Source organism: Microbacterium sp. NPDC087589, from assembly GCF_044743635.1.
Lineage (GTDB): Bacteria > Actinomycetota > Actinomycetes > Actinomycetales > Microbacteriaceae > Microbacterium.
The window spans coordinates 406,041-419,825 of the sequence record NZ_JBIUWV010000003.1 but is presented as its reverse complement, the minus strand read 5'-3'; the positions used below and the strand labels follow the sequence as shown (position 1 = coordinate 419,825).

Sequence of the window (13,785 nt, the reverse complement as noted above, 5' to 3'; positions counted from 1 at the left end):
GAACAATGGAGTTCGCATGACGTCAACAGTCTCCGCCCGCAGCCCGAGAACGAGAATGGCCCACGAGGAACGCCGGGTCCTCGCCGGCACCCTCGTCGGCACCTCGATCGAGTGGTACGACTTCTTCATCTACGCGCAGGCCGCCGGTCTCGTCCTCGCCCCGCTCTTCCTGGCCCCGATCGCCGAGGAGAACCCCGGGTTCGCGCAGATCCTGTCCTTCGCCACGATCGGAATCTCCTTCCTCTTCCGCCCGCTCGGGGCGATCATCGCCGGACACCTGGGCGACAAGCTGGGCCGCAAGAAGATGCTGGTCTTCACGCTCGTCATGATGGGCCTCTCCACGTCGCTGATCGGCGTGCTCCCGACGTACGCAGCGATCGGTGTCGCCGCTCCGATCCTGCTCATCGTGCTCCGCATCCTGCAGGGATTCTCCGCAGGCGGCGAATGGGGCGGCGCGGCGCTGATGGCCGTCGAGCACGCCCCGACGAAGCGGCGAGGCCTCTTCGGAGCGTTCCCGCAGATCGGCGTCCCGATCGGCATGATCCTCGCGACGGCCACGCTCTGGGTGCTGACGAGCTCGATGTCGCCCGAGGCCTTCCTCGCCTGGGGATGGCGCATCCCGTTCCTGCTGTCGATCGTGCTGATCGCCGTCGGCTACGTGATCAGGCGCGCGGTCGACGAGAGCCCCATCTTCGAAGATCTCCGCCGTCGCCGTCAGGAGGCCTCGGCGCCGCTGGGTCGTCTGTTCCGCAAGAACACCAAGCAGGTCGTGCTCACCGCGCTCATCTTCATCGGAAACAACGCCGCCGGCTACCTGCTCATCGCCTTCTTCGCCACCTATGCCGTCACCGCCCTCGGCATGGAGCGTCCTCCCGTGCTGCTGGCGACGACGCTCGCGTCCTTCGGGTGGCTCATCTTCACGCTCTGGGGCGGCCACCTGTCCGATCGGCTCGGGCGGGTCCGCACCTTCCAGATCGGGTACACCGCGCTCGCGCTCTGGGCAGTGCCGATGTGGTTCCTGATCGACACGGCGAACATCCTCTGGTACTTCGTGGCGCTGTTCGTGATGACATTCGCACTCGGGCTCTCATACGGTCCGCAGGCCGCTCTCTACGCTGAGATGTTCCCCGCCAACGTTCGGTACTCGGGCGTCTCGATCGGGTATGCAATAGGCGCCATCCTCGGCGGGGCCTTCGCGCCGATGATCGCCGAGACGCTGATGAACCAGTTCCAGGCGGCCTGGACGATCGGCGTCTACATCGCCGTCGCGGCCGTGATCTCCCTCATCGCAGTGTCGATGGTGAAGGAGACGAAGGGCGTCGATCTGCGGGCGTGACCGACACACTCACGCAGGCACGCAGCGGGCCGGTCGGTCACCCGACCGGCCCGCTGTCGGTCACCCGAAGACGAGGTCCTTGCGAGCCGTGGCGTCCTCGACAGTGATGCCGACGATCGTCGAGCCCTCCTCGACGACGTCGCGGTCGGCCTGGAAACGGAAGACCTGACCGTCGCGCGTCGTGACGGCGTAGTAGTCGTCGCCCGACGACGTGACGTCGACCACTGTGCCCCCGGGGTACGCGGCCATCGCATCGGCCACGGGAGCGCCGAGGCGGATGTCGCCCCGATGCGGCAGCGCGGCTCCGTCATCGAACGCCTCGTCGAGACTGCGCTCGTTCCCGACGGTGATCGACCGCACGGCATCGCCGGCGTCGACGGGCTGCACCAGGATCGACCCGGCGTCCCCGGGCGCGACGACCCTCCACGGCCCGCCGTCGTACTCAGGGTCTACGACCTGCGCGTCCTCTCCGGCTGCGGCGAGCGCGGAGTCGACCGAGTCGCCGAGGCGCAGCGGACCGACCCCGCCCACACCGATCTGCCAGTCGCTCCACACAGTGCCGGGGTCGCCGGACGGGTCGGTCTCGGCGACCGGTGGATTCTCAGTGAGCTCCTCGATCAGTCCCGCCCGCGCCTCCTCGGCGCGGGTCTGCAGCAGCAACGCGGCGGCCTCGGCATCGAAGGTGCGATCACCCGTGAAGGGCTGCCAGAGCTGCACGATCACGTTGCCCGTGGCGGCGAACGCGCTGAACGTCTGCCAGTCGAGGCCGGGATCGACGAGGGTTCCCGCAAAGGCTCGGACATCGCCGGACGGTTCGGGAATGACGGCGTCGAAGGTGACGGGCCCTCCCTTGGTGAACGCAGCGCACTCCTGCGCCGCCTGCAGGAGCTGGTCCATCCGCGCCTGCGTCTGCGCTTCGTCGGCCAACTGCAGCACGTGGAGCCGCCCGAAGCCGTAGCGGGGATCCGCCGGCACCTTCCACTCGATCGTTCTCGCGCCGACCGCGCCGAGCGACTGCTCCGCGTAGAGAGCCTCGCAGATGGAGGGATCCGCGGGATCCCCACCGCCGTCAGAGATCTGCTCGAGCACCGGTGATGAGTCCCCGACCTCGGCGGCTTCGGGCACGATCCCCATGATCTCCGCGTCGGTGAGCGCGAACGCGGCGAGCTCGTCGCCGACGAACACGATGGGCCCGGCGTAGGGCTCAGGAGCCGGAGTGGTCTGCGATGGCGAGGGCGTCGGCGAGGACGATGTCTGAGGGGTCGGGGCGCAGGCGGCCAGAGCGACCAGAGCTCCGATGCCGATCGCTCCGAGCATCACGCGCGCTCGATCCGTGGTGAAGTGCATGTCAACCCTCCAACTTCAACCTACATTCTCAGCCGATCGCGGCAGACGCGGCGGCGCGGGCATCGGCTGCCGTCGCGGCTCTCAGCACCGCCTCCGCGGCGGCATCGCACTGCTCGCCCGTGACCTCGGCCAGCGCCGCCGCGACGCGGCCCAGCGCGCGGGGCGTCATCGACAGGGAAGTGACCCCGAGGCCCACCAGCACTGCAGCGAGAGTCGGATCGGCCCCGGCCTCTCCGCATACGCCGACCGGCAGGTTCCACCGGCGTCCGGCTGCACCCGCCTGGCCGATCAATCGCAGAACGGCCGGCTGCCACGGATCGTTCAGGTCGCCCAGCTCCCCCAGCAGGCGGTCCGCCGCGAGCGTGTACTGGGCGAGATCGTTGGTCCCGATGCTGACGAAGTCGACGACCTCGAGCATCTCGGAGGCGAGGAGTGCGGCAGAGGGCGTCTCGACCATCACCCCCACCTTCTCGAGTCCGGCCGACCGCGCGCGGTCTGCGAAGTCTCGCGCCTCCTCGACCGTGGCCACCATGGGAGCCATCACCTCGACGAGCGCCGACTCAGCCGCCGCCGCGAGCGCGAGCGCCCGCAGCTGATCGTCGAGCAGCCCGGGCGACCGCCGTGCGATCCGAACCCCGCGCACCCCGAGGGCAGGGTTCTCCTCCGTGTCGGCGTTGGCGAACGGCAGCGGCTTGTCGCTGCCCGCATCGAGCGTGCGCACCACGACCCTCCGCTTCGGGAACGCCGCGAGGACGCCTCTGTACGCCTCGACCTGCTCGTCGACAGACGGCGCATCGATGCGGTCGAGGAAGCAGAACTCGGTGCGGAAGAGACCCACTCCCTCGGCCTTCGACGCGGCGGCGGTCACCGCTTCGGCCGCGCCGCCGACGTTGGCGAGCAGTGCGACCCGGCGCCCATCGGCGAGCGCACCCTCTCCGTCGAAAGGCACGACGATCGACGCGGCCTTCGCCTCGGCGATCCGGGAGCTGCTCGGGTCGATCTCGACAGTGCCCCGGTCTCCGTCGACCAGTACGCCGGCACCGGATGCGATCCCCGTCGCCCCGGCCACCCCGACCACCGCGGGGATGCCGAGCGAGCGGGCGATGATCGCGGTGTGCGACGTGGGCCCACCCTGTTCTGTCACGAGCGCGACGCAATTGCCGCCGTCCAGCGCGGCGGTGTCGGCGGGTGCGAGGTCGGTGGCCACGAGCACGAAAGGCTCGTCCCGTTCCGGAACACCCGGCATCTCGACGTCGAGGATCTCGGCGATGATCCGGTCTCTGACGTCGCGGATGTCGGCGGCGCGCTCGGCCATCCGACCGCCCAGAGCTCGGAGCCCCTTCTCGTGCGCGACAGCCGCCTCCCACACGGCGCGCGCGGCGGTGCGTCCCTTCGACCGAACGAGCGCCGTCGCATCGGCGACGAGTTCGGGGTCTGAGGCGAGCAGACGCGAGGCATCGAGGATCGCTCGCGCCTCTCCGGTGGCGTTCGACGTGCGGCGGCGCAGCTGATCGGCCACCGCCACGGCCGCCCACTCGATCGCCGACACCTCGCCCTCACGGTCACCGACGTCGAGCGTGGTGCGGGGGTCGGGCTCGTCGAGCGGCGCAGCCAGCAGCACGGCCTGCGCCGCGACCCGCCCTGCGCTCACTCCTCGCCCGCTCAGCACCGTTCCGGACTCCACGGGCGCTGTCGTCGTCGGCGAATCCGTCGATCGCGTGTGCGTGGCCTCTCTCACAGGCGAGGCGGCGTCGGTTCCTTCGCCGAACCCTTCGCCGAACCCCTCGTCGAACAGCGCGGCCAGCCGATCGAGGGCGACCTCGGCATCCGCCCCTGTCGCGGAGAGCTGCACCTCGTCACCCTGCGTGGCCCCGAGCATCAGCAGTCGTGACAGGCTGGCGGCCGCGGCCTCGGGGCCGTCCGGCAGTCGCATGAGTCGCACATCCGTCCCCGCAGAGGCCTCGGCGATCAGTGCGGCCGGGCGAGCATGGATGCCGAGCGGGTTGCGCACGGTGACCACGCGCGTCACCGTGTCGCTCGCTGCGAGCGACGGTGCGAGTGTCGGAGCGGCGACGGGTTCGTCCGGCTCGCCGAGCTGGCCGGTCTTCGCGCCCAGCGCGGCGAAGGCCTCCTCAGCAACGACCTCGAGCGATCCGCCGGCCGCCGCAGACACGACCGCCGCGAGCAGCCCTTCCACGAAGGGTGCGGGCGTGAGACGGACGGGGACGTCACTCGTCCGCAGTTCGAGGGCGAGCTCAGCGCTCAGCACCGCCGATCCGAGGTCCATCAGCACCAGCACGCCAGCGCAGTCGGCCGACAGGTCATCGATGGCCGTCGCGACGGCCACCGCATCCGTTCCCAGGACGGCAGTGCCGTCGGCATCCGTGCCCGCACCCGCCGCGACCAGGACCCGCACTCCCCCACCTCGCACCATCTGCAGGGCGAGCTCGAGGGCCGCCTCCCCGAGTCGAGCGCTGTGGGAGACGGCGACGATGCCGATCATCAGGACGATTCCGCGGTGGCCTGAGCAAGCGCCTCGAACAGCAGCGTCGTCGATGCCGCGCCGGGATCGATGTGTCCGGCACTGCGCTCACCGAGGTAGCTCGCGCGTCCCTTGCGTGCCACGAGGGGCTCCGTGGCGTCACGTCCCGCCGCCGCAGCTGCCGCCGCGGTCATCATCGCCGCGGCGAGATCCGCCCCGCCTGCGATCGCCGCGTCGAGCGCGTCCACCGCCGGCGCCATCGCGTCGAACATGGTCTTGTCGCCGGCTTCGGCCTTGCCCCGAGCGACGATCCCGTCGAGCCCCGCTCGCAGCGCACCGGCGAGCCCGGTGGCGTCCAGTTCGATCACAGGCCCGGCCGCCATGCCCATCCTCAGGAACAGCGTTCCGTAGAGCGGCCCGCTGGCACCCCCGACCGAGCTCACGAGAGTCATGCCGACCGTCTTGAGCAGTTCGTCGACCGTCTCAGGAACACCGCCGTCGAGCTTCGCCACGACCGCATCCATGCCACGGGCCATGTTCGCGCCGTGGTCCGCATCGCCGATCGCCGAGTCGAGCTCGGTCAGCCAGTCGCGCTTCTCGGCGATCACGTCACGGAACCGCCGGATCCACTCGGCGAGGGCCGCTGTGTCGATCGCCGCCATCATGCTCCCCACCGCAGTCCCGGCGTGTTCACCGGGGCATCCCACAGCCGCAGCAGCTCGTCGTCGGCCTTCAGCACGGTGAGCGAGCATCCGGCCATGTCGAGTGACGTGATGTAGTCGCCGACCAGGTTGCGGGCGACCTGCACCCCCGCCTTCTCGAGCAGCGACACGACCTCGCCGTACATCAGATACAGCTCGATCAACGGCGATCCGCCCATGCCGTTGAGCATCACGATCGCGGGTCCTGACGCATCGAGATCGGCGAGGATCGGCTCCACGAGCTGACGGGCGATCTCGGATGCCGGCGCCAGCGGTTCGCGGTGCCGACCGGGTTCGCCGTGGATGCCGATGCCGATCTCCATCTGGTCGTCGGGCAGATCGAACGTGGGCTTGCCGGCAGCAGGAACCGTGCAGCTCGTGAGCGCCATTCCCATCGAGCGACCCTGACTGTTGATGCGCTTCGCGAGCTCGACAACCGCGGCCAGATCCTGCCCCTCTTCGGCCGCCGCTCCGACGAGCTTCTCGAGCAACACGGTCAGCCCGACGCCACGACGCCCCGCCGTGTAGAGAGAATCCTGCACGGCGACGTCGTCATCGACGATCACGGTGCCGACCTCGATGCCCTCCATCGACGCGAGCTCTGCGGCCATCTCGAAATTCAGCACGTCACCCGTGTAGTTCTTGACGATGTGCAGCACGCCCGCGCCACGGTCGACGGCCTTGGTCGCCGCCTGCACGCGATCGGGAGTCGGTGAGGTGAACACCTCACCGGCGACGGCGGCGTCCAGCATGCCCACCCCCACATATCCGCCGTGCAGTGGCTCGTGTCCTGACCCGCCACCGGAGACGACGGCGACCTTGCCCTGCGCCTTCGGCGTCGCGCGCGTGATCACGTGCGTCTCGAGGTCGACCGACAGCTCGGGATGCGCGAGGGCGACGCCTCGCAGCGACTCGACCAGCACATCGGCGGGGTTGTTGATGAGCTTCTTCATCGTTCGATCTCCCTTGATCTCTGCGGTGGCGATCTTTCGCAATATTGGAAAGTTATTCGTCAATGTCGAATATGCTCGGGCGCAGTCGAGTTGTCAAGGCCTACTGAGACGACCGACGTGACTGTCCGGTTCGACGGCGAACCGGAGGAAAGGTGGCACCGTGATCCAGGCCATCGATCGTGCGGCGAAAGTGCTCGAGCTGCTGCAGGGTGCGCGCCACCTCGGCATCACCGATCTCTCTCTCGCGCTGGGCCTTCCGCCGTCGACTGTGCACGGCATCGTCAAGTCGCTTCGGGAACACGGGCTGGTCGCGAAAGAGCGTGGCGGACAGCGCTACATGCTCGGCCCCACGCTGCTGAAGCTGAGCAACGTGTACCTCGACACGCTCGATGTCAGGGCGCGCGCGATGCGGTGGACTCAGGAACTCGCTCGGCGGACGAACCTGCCCGTGAGGCTCGGTGCTCCGCACTTCCACGAGGTGCTCGTGATCCACCACGATCTGCGCCCCGACGACAGCCAGCAGATGCTCGAGACCGGCGTCGCGATCCCCGCGCACGCATCGGCGATGGGGAAAGTGCTGCTCGCGCACGATCTGGGTTTCCAGCGCACGGTCTTCGAACGGGCACTGCACAGCCTCACCGGCGACACGGTCACCGATATCGCCAGGCTGATGCTCGAGTTCCCCGCGATCATCGAACGCGGCAGCGCGTCCGAGACCGACGAGGCCGTGCTCGGAGAGTCGTCCGTCGCCGCACCGGTCGCCGACGCGTCGAACGACATCGTCGCCGCCGTCGCAGTCGTGATGCCCACCTCGCGGGCCCCCGCCTCCGACGCCGTGCTGAACGCGCTCCGCGAGACCGCCCGAAACATCTCGCGCGAACTCGGAGCGACCAGCTGGCCACCCCGGGTGGCCCCGGCCGACGACTAGCGGCTCAGCGCGACTGCAGCCCGTCCAGGCTCACTCGCAGGATGTCCTCGCCCAGCTCGTCGGGGTCGACGGGTCCACCTGGGCGATACCACTCGACGACCGAGTTGATCATGCCGAAGATGAGCCTGGTCGCGACCGCCGCATCGACATCGTCACGGATCAGCCCCTCGGACTGAGCCTCGGCGACGATCGCGGTGACCCGCTGGTCGAACGCGCGCCGACGCACGAGCGCAGCGGTCTCGACATCGCCGTTGCCGCGCACGCGCAGCAGCAGCGTGACCGACGGGAGCTTCTCGGTCAGCACCCGCACGGCTCCGCGGATGATCGACCGCAGGCGATCGGAGGCGAGCGGATGCTGCGCGGTCGCGTCGTCCACGACGGCCTCGAGGGCGTCGAGGGCGTCGTTCAGTGCGAGCTCGAGGATCGCCGACTTGGACTCGAAATGGTGGTACAGCGCCGACTTGGTGAGCCCCAGCGTCGCGCTCAGGTCGGCGACGCTGGTCGCGTCATAGCCCTGCTCGTTGAACACCTTGACGGCGACAGCGAGCACCTGCTCGCGGTCGTAACCTGGCCGGCCGCGCTTGGGGGCCGGCGCGTCGAATCCGAGCTGCACCATGGCCCAAGTCTGTCAGTCCCGATGAGTTGCCATTCGCTCCGCGATCTGAGATCGTATTCCTGACCGATCGGTCTGAAATTATCGCCAGCGTTGGCGATCGAGAGGATGACGATGTCCGAGGCCTATCTCGTCGATGGCGTCCGCACCCCCGTCGGCCGCTACGGAGGCGCGCTCGCCTCCGTCCGTCCCGACGATCTTGCAGCCCTCGTGGTGGGCGAGACCGTCACCCGATCGAGGATCCCCGCCGAGGCGATCGACGAGGTCATCCTCGGAGCCGCGAACCAGGCGGGCGAGGACAACCGCAACGTGGCGCGCATGGCCGTGCTGCTCGCGGGCCTCCCGGATTCGATCCCCGGACTGACCGTCAACCGCCTCTGCGCCTCGGGGATGTCGGCCATCGCCCTCGCCGCGAATGCTGTGCGCGCGGGCGATGCAGACCTCATCGTCGCCGGCGGCGTCGAGTCCATGACTCGGGCACCCTGGGTGCAGGCCAAGCCCGAGCGGGCGTGGGCGAAGCCCGGCGCGGCTTTCGACACCTCGATCGGGTGGCGATTCACGAACCCGCGCCTGACCGCACGCGACAAAGCGACCTATTCGATGCCCGAGACCGCGGAGGAGGTCGCCCGCGTCGACGGGATCAGCCGCGCGGATGCCGACGCCTTCGCACTTCTCAGCCATCAGCGAGCCGTCGTGGCGATCGAAGCGGGGCGATTCGCCGACGAGATCGTCGAGGTCGAGACGGGCCGCGGAATCGTCGACACCGACGAGGGACCCCGGCGGGACACCACCCTCGACGCACTCGCGAAGCTGCGCGCCGTGGTCGCCGGCGGCGAGGTCGTCACGGCGGGCAACTCCAGCTCGCTGAACGACGGAGCCTCCGCGATCGTCGTGGCGAGCGCCGAGGCCGTCGAGCGGCACGGCCTGCGTCCGCGCGCGCGGATCGTCGCGTCGGCGACGGCCGCACTCGCTCCCGAGATCATGGGCCTCGGCCCCGTGCCCGCCACGCAGAAGGCGCTCGCGAAGGCGGGCCTGCAGCTCGGCGACCTCGGCGCGGTCGAGCTCAACGAGGCCTTCGCCTCGCAGTCCCTCGCCTGCATCCGCCGGCTGGGACTCGACCCGTCGATCGTCAACGCCGACGGCGGAGCGATCGCCCTCGGGCACCCGCTCGGTTCGAGCGGGTCCCGTCTGATCGTGACCCTGCTCGGTCGCCTCGAACGTGAGGACGCACGCTACGGTCTGGCCACGATGTGCGTCGGCGTCGGTCAGGGAACCGCGATGATCGTGGAGCGTCTCGCATGACCCTGCGCATCGAGGAACAGGACGACCGGGTGGTCGCGACCCTCGACCGACCCGAGAAGCGCAACGCGATCGACCAGGCTATGGTCGACGCGTTGCACGAGCTGTGCGCGATGCTCGAAGAGACGCCGCGCACGTTGATCCTCACCGGCTCGTCCGGCGTTTTCGCGGCCGGTGCTGACATCGCCCAGCTGCGCGACCGCACGGCGGACGATGCCCGGCGAGGCATCAACGCCACCGCGTTCATCCGCATCAACGAGCTGCCGATGCCGGTGATCGCGGCGATCGACGGCTTCGCGCTCGGCGGTGGAGCTGAGCTCGCCTATGCCGCCGACATCCGCATCGCCACGCCGTCGCTGCGCATCGGAAACCCCGAGACCGGGCTCGGCATCATCGCCGCCGCCGGCGCGACCTGGCGGCTCCCCGAGATCGTCGGCGACGCGCGCGCGAGCGAGCTCCTGCTCACGGGGCGCGCACTCGACGCCGACGAGGCTCTCCGGTGGGGGCTGATCTCGTCGGTGCACCCAGCCGCTGAACTCCTGCCGGCGGCGCACGCGATAGCCGACCGGATCGTGGCGAACGACTCGCTCGCCACGCAGCACACGAAACGGGCCCTTCGCACCCCACGGGCACAGCATCCGGCGATCGAGCTCGAGCTGCAGGCCGAGCTGTTCGAATCGCCCGAGAAGCATCGCCGCATGACCGCATTCCTCGAGAGGAAGAACCGATGAGCGACCCCCACGCCCGTTCGTCGAGCGAGCGGAGCGAGACGAAGCGTCCGGACCACGCCCCCGCGGCCGTCGGCGTGCTCGGCGGAGGGCGCATGGGCGCGGGCATCGCTCACGCCTTCCTGCTCGCAGGTTCGCGCGTCACGGTCGTCGAGCGCGACGCGGCGAGCGCCGACGCGGCACGGGAGCGCATCGGCGACAGCATCCGCCGCTCCGTCGAACGCGACTCCTCCCTCGACGGAGAGGAGATCGCCGGTCGCCTCACGACAGGGACCTCGACAGAAGTCTTCGCCGACCTGGACCTCGTGATCGAGGCGGTGCCCGAGGACCGGGCTCTCAAAGACGATGCCCTTGCCCGCGCCGAGGCCGTGATGCCCGAGCATGCGGTTCTGGCGAGCAACACCTCGTCGATCTCCATCGACGACCTGGCGGCGGGCCGTCTGCGCCCCGAGCGATTCCTCGGTCTTCACTTCTTCAACCCCGTGCCCGCATCGGCGCTCGTCGAGATCGTGCGGGGTGCGGCAACCGACGCGGCAGTCGCCGAGAGCGCGAGCGGATGGGTGAACGCCCTCGGCAAGACGCCTGTCGTCGTCAGCGACTCCCCCGGATTCGCCTCATCGCGGCTGGGAGTGATGCTCGGACTCGAAGCGATCAGAATGCTCGAGGAGGGTGTCGCTTCTGCGGCCGACATCGACGCCGCGATGACGCTCGGATACCGGCATCCGATGGGCCCGCTCCGCACCACCGACGTGGTCGGGCTCGATGTGCGGCTCGGCATCGCCGAGGAGCTGGAGAGCGCACTGGGAGAGCGATTCGCTCCGCCGGATCTGCTGCGGCGCATGGTCGCCGACGGAAAACTCGGCCGCAAGAGCGGCGAAGGGTTCTACACATGGAACGAGGAGAGATGACCGAGTATCTGCCGAGCTACGTCCAGGGCGAGTGGTGGACCCCCTCGTCTCCCGCCCGATCCACGGAGGTCCGCGACGCGTCCAGCGGCGACGTGGTCACCCTCGTCTCCACCGAAGGCCTCGATCTCGCCGGTGCGCTGGAGCATGCTCGCTCTGTGGGCCAGAAGAGCCTCGGTGCACTCACATTCCACCAGCGCGCCGTGCTGCTCAAGCAGTTCGCCCTCGCCCTCACCGAGCGCAAGGACGAGCTCTACGCGCTGTCCTCCCGCACCGGTGCCACGAAGAGCGACTCCTGGGTCGACATCGACGGCGGCATCGGTGTGCTGTTCTCCTATTCGGGCAAGGGACGACGCGAGCTGCCGAACAGCCGTGTGCACGTCGACGGCCCGGTCGAGCCGCTCTCGAAGGACGGGTCGTTCCTCGGTCGCCACGTCTACACGACGCTGCCCGGCGTCGCCGTGCAGATCAACGCGTTCAACTTCCCGGTGTGGGGATCGCTCGAGAAGTTCGCTCCGGCGTTCCTCGCCGGCATGCCGACCCTCGTGAAGCCCGCGACTCCCACCGGCTACGTGGCCGAAACGATGGTGCGCATCCTCGTCGAGTCGGGGCTGCTGCCCGAAGGCTCACTGCAGTTGGTGAGCGGCAGCGTGCCCGATCTCTTCGAGAACCTGCAGCTCGGCGACATCGTCGGCTTCACGGGCAGCGCGTCGACCGCCGAGAGCCTCAAGGCCCACGCCGCCGTGCAGACCGGCGGCGTGCGCTTCACCGCCGAGACCGACTCGATCAATGCCTCGGTGCTCGGCACCGACGCGGTCGAGGGCACACCCGAGTTCGATGCCTATGTGCGCCAGCTCGTCACCGAGATGACCACCAAGGCAGGGCAGAAGTGCACGGCCATCCGCCGCGCCATCGTGCCGACCGGATCGGCGGATGGCGTGATCGCGGCCGTGCGGGCGCGCATAGCCGAGAAGACCGTGCTGGGCGACCCCCGCGCCGAGGGTGTCACCATGGGGCCGCTCGCCTCGACCGCACAGCGCGACGAGGTGCTGCGCCAGGTGGGCAGGCTGCAAGAAGCCGGCGGACAGATAGTCGTCGGGACGACGGATGCCCCCAAGGTGCGGCTCGTCGACGGCAGCGCGGGGCTCTCTCCTGACGGAGCGTTCGTCTCACCTGTGCTGCTGCGCTTCGACGACTCTCAGTCTGAGGCCGCGCACTCGATCGAGGCGTTCGGCCCTGTGTCGTCGCTGCTCACCTACGACACGACAGCAGAGGCGGCAGCGCTCGTCGCCCGAGGCGGCGGGTCGCTCGTCACCAGCATCGCCACGCATGACCCGGCACAGGCGGTCGAGTTGGCCACACGCATCGCGCCCTTCAACGGCAGGATGCTGTTGCTCGACCGCGACGACGCACGCTCGTCGACAGGCCATGGCTCGCCGCTGCCGAATCTCGTGCACGGCGGCCCTGGACGCGCGGGCGGTGGCGAGGAGCTGGGCGGTATCCGTGCGGTGCTGCACCATATGCAGCGCACCGCGGTGCAGGGCTCTCCCGAGATGCTCACCGCGCTGACCGGAGTGTGGCACGCGGGAGCCGCGGCACACGCCGATGGTCGGCATCCGTTCCGCAAGTCGCTCGCCGAGCTGCGTATCGGCGACCAGATCGTCTCCGCCTCGCGCGAGGTGACACTCGCCGACATCGAGACGTTCGCGCACTTCACCGGCGACACGTTCTATGCGCACATGGACGAGGCGGCCGCCGCTGCGAACCCGTTCTTCCCCGGACGAGTGGCACACGGCTATCTGCTCGTCTCGTGGGCGGCCGGTCTCTTCGTCGACCCGGAGCCCGGCCCGGTGCTCGCGAACTACGGGCTCGAGAACCTGCGGTTCATCACCCCCGTCTCCCCCGGCGACACGATCCGTGTCGAGCTCACGGCCAAGCAGATCACGCCGCGCGAGACCGACGAGTACGGCGAGGTGCGCTGGGATGCCGTGATCCGCAACCAGGCCGACGAGCTCGTCGCGACCTATGACGTGCTCACGCTGGTCAGCAAGGAGCCCAGCCCCGAGGTCGCGGCCGCATGAGGGCCATGATGCAGCGCGACGCCGCGTCAGCGATGCTGGGGATGGTCATCGAGATCGACGAGCCCGGCGAGGCCGTGGTCTCGATGACGGTGCGTGACGACATGCTGAACGGCTTCGCGATCACGCACGGCGGCCTGGTGTTCACTCTCGCCGATACGGCCTTCGCCATCGCCTGCAACGAGGACGAGCGGGTCACGGTCGCCGGCGGCGCCGACATCGCCTTCCTCAAGTCCACGACCGCGGGGCAGCGGCTGACGGCACATGCAGTTCGCCGGGTCGTCAGCGGTCGGAACGGGCTCTACGACGTGACGGTGACCGACGAATCGGGTGACGTCGTCGCCGAGGTGCGCGGCCGTTCACTCACCACGAACCGGTCGCACCCGGGCTGACCCGGCGCACCTGACATGGCCCT

At 69.4% G+C, this 13,785-nt stretch carries 12 protein-coding genes and 1 pseudogene; 7 read left to right on the top strand and 6 right to left on the bottom strand.

Annotated features, from left to right (window positions below):
* The first annotated feature begins 16 nt into the window (after positions 1-16).
* Positions 17-1,336 (top strand): MFS transporter, encoded by a 1,320-nt coding sequence (locus ACIOU8_RS10140; RefSeq protein ID WP_400788754.1) that lies wholly within the window; start codon positions 17-19, stop codon positions 1,334-1,336.
* 60 nt (positions 1,337-1,396) lie between these two features.
* On the opposite strand, the gene ACIOU8_RS10135 is transcribed toward ACIOU8_RS10140, so the two are convergent.
* From ACIOU8_RS10135 to dhaK, 5 genes and pseudogenes are all read right to left on the bottom strand, one after another.
* On the bottom strand, positions 1,397-2,683 hold the full coding sequence (locus ACIOU8_RS10135) for a hypothetical protein (RefSeq protein ID WP_400788753.1): 1,287 nt from the start codon (positions 2,681-2,683) through the stop codon (positions 1,397-1,399).
* Between the two features lie 28 nt (positions 2,684-2,711).
* Positions 2,712-4,367 (bottom strand): phosphoenolpyruvate--protein phosphotransferase, encoded by a 1,656-nt coding sequence (gene ptsP, locus ACIOU8_RS10130; RefSeq protein WP_400788808.1) that lies wholly within the window; start codon positions 4,365-4,367, stop codon positions 2,712-2,714.
* A 114-nt stretch (positions 4,368-4,481) separates the two neighbouring features.
* Positions 4,482-5,186, bottom strand: a pseudogene (locus tag ACIOU8_RS10125) (HPr family phosphocarrier protein); the annotation flags it as partial.
* A complete protein-coding gene (gene dhaL / locus ACIOU8_RS10120; protein WP_400788751.1) occupies positions 5,186-5,827 on the bottom strand; it encodes a dihydroxyacetone kinase subunit DhaL in 642 nt (213 codons plus the stop codon). The gene dhaL and the pseudogene ACIOU8_RS10125, both read right to left, overlap by 1 nt.
* Positions 5,827-6,819, bottom strand: coding sequence for a dihydroxyacetone kinase subunit DhaK (dhaK, locus tag ACIOU8_RS10115; RefSeq protein ID WP_400788749.1), 993 nt, complete (start codon positions 6,817-6,819; stop codon positions 5,827-5,829). Before dhaK ends, dhaL begins: the two co-directional genes overlap by 1 nt.
* Positions 6,820-6,979: 160 nt before the next feature.
* On the opposite strand from dhaK, the gene ACIOU8_RS10110 reads away from it, so the two are divergent.
* Positions 6,980-7,747: an IclR family transcriptional regulator gene (locus ACIOU8_RS10110; RefSeq protein ID WP_400788747.1), complete on the top strand. Its 768-nt coding sequence runs from the start codon at positions 6,980-6,982 to the stop codon at positions 7,745-7,747.
* 4 nt (positions 7,748-7,751) lie between these two features.
* Here ACIOU8_RS10110 and ACIOU8_RS10105 read toward each other — a convergent pair whose 3' ends face one another.
* Positions 7,752-8,363 carry a TetR/AcrR family transcriptional regulator gene (locus ACIOU8_RS10105; RefSeq protein WP_400788745.1) on the bottom strand — a complete coding sequence of 204 codons (612 nt, stop codon included), beginning with the start codon at positions 8,361-8,363 and terminating at the stop codon, positions 7,752-7,754.
* 111 nt (positions 8,364-8,474) lie between these two features.
* On the opposite strand from ACIOU8_RS10105, the gene ACIOU8_RS10100 reads away from it, so the two are divergent.
* From ACIOU8_RS10100 to paaI, 5 genes are read left to right on the top strand one after another with little or no spacing between them, the layout of a single operon-like run.
* Positions 8,475-9,662, top strand: a complete 1,188-nt coding sequence (locus tag ACIOU8_RS10100; protein ID WP_400788742.1) for a thiolase family protein — start codon at positions 8,475-8,477, stop codon at positions 9,660-9,662.
* Positions 9,659-10,390: an enoyl-CoA hydratase/isomerase family protein gene (locus tag ACIOU8_RS10095; RefSeq protein WP_400788739.1), complete on the top strand. Its 732-nt coding sequence runs from the start codon at positions 9,659-9,661 to the stop codon at positions 10,388-10,390. The genes ACIOU8_RS10100 and ACIOU8_RS10095 overlap by 4 nt, the downstream gene beginning before the upstream one ends.
* Entirely contained in the window at positions 10,387-11,295 is a 909-nt protein-coding gene (locus tag ACIOU8_RS10090) for a 3-hydroxyacyl-CoA dehydrogenase family protein (protein ID WP_400788736.1), read from the top strand. Before ACIOU8_RS10095 ends, ACIOU8_RS10090 begins: the two co-directional genes overlap by 4 nt.
* On the top strand, positions 11,292-13,373 hold the full coding sequence (paaZ, locus tag ACIOU8_RS10085; protein ID WP_400788733.1) for a phenylacetic acid degradation bifunctional protein PaaZ: 2,082 nt from the start codon (positions 11,292-11,294) through the stop codon (positions 13,371-13,373). Before ACIOU8_RS10090 ends, paaZ begins: the two co-directional genes overlap by 4 nt.
* A 5-nt stretch (positions 13,374-13,378) precedes the next feature.
* The gene (paaI, locus tag ACIOU8_RS10080) at positions 13,379-13,762 is read left to right on the top strand and encodes a hydroxyphenylacetyl-CoA thioesterase PaaI (protein WP_400788730.1); all 384 of its coding nucleotides are present in this window, start codon (positions 13,379-13,381) and stop codon (positions 13,760-13,762) included.
* Positions 13,763-13,785 lie beyond the last annotated feature (23 nt).

Coding starts and splice junctions, on each gene's coding strand:
- ACIOU8_RS10140 (WP_400788754.1), top strand. CDS start 17: ATGACGTCAACAGTCTCCGCCCGCAGCCCGAGAACGAGAATGGCCCAC.
- ACIOU8_RS10135 (WP_400788753.1), bottom strand. CDS start 2,683: ATGCACTTCACCACGGATCGAGCGCGCGTGATGCTCGGAGCGATCGGC.
- dhaL (WP_400788751.1), bottom strand. CDS start 5,827: ATGGCGGCGATCGACACAGCGGCCCTCGCCGAGTGGATCCGGCGGTTC.
- dhaK (WP_400788749.1), bottom strand. CDS start 6,819: ATGAAGAAGCTCATCAACAACCCCGCCGATGTGCTGGTCGAGTCGCTG.
- ACIOU8_RS10105 (WP_400788745.1), bottom strand. CDS start 8,363: ATGGTGCAGCTCGGATTCGACGCGCCGGCCCCCAAGCGCGGCCGGCCA.
- ACIOU8_RS10100 (WP_400788742.1), top strand. CDS start 8,475: ATGTCCGAGGCCTATCTCGTCGATGGCGTCCGCACCCCCGTCGGCCGC.
- ACIOU8_RS10095 (WP_400788739.1), top strand. CDS start 9,659: ATGACCCTGCGCATCGAGGAACAGGACGACCGGGTGGTCGCGACCCTC.
- ACIOU8_RS10090 (WP_400788736.1), top strand. CDS start 10,387: ATGAGCGACCCCCACGCCCGTTCGTCGAGCGAGCGGAGCGAGACGAAG.
- paaZ (WP_400788733.1), top strand. CDS start 11,292: ATGACCGAGTATCTGCCGAGCTACGTCCAGGGCGAGTGGTGGACCCCC.
- paaI (WP_400788730.1), top strand. CDS start 13,379: ATGATGCAGCGCGACGCCGCGTCAGCGATGCTGGGGATGGTCATCGAG.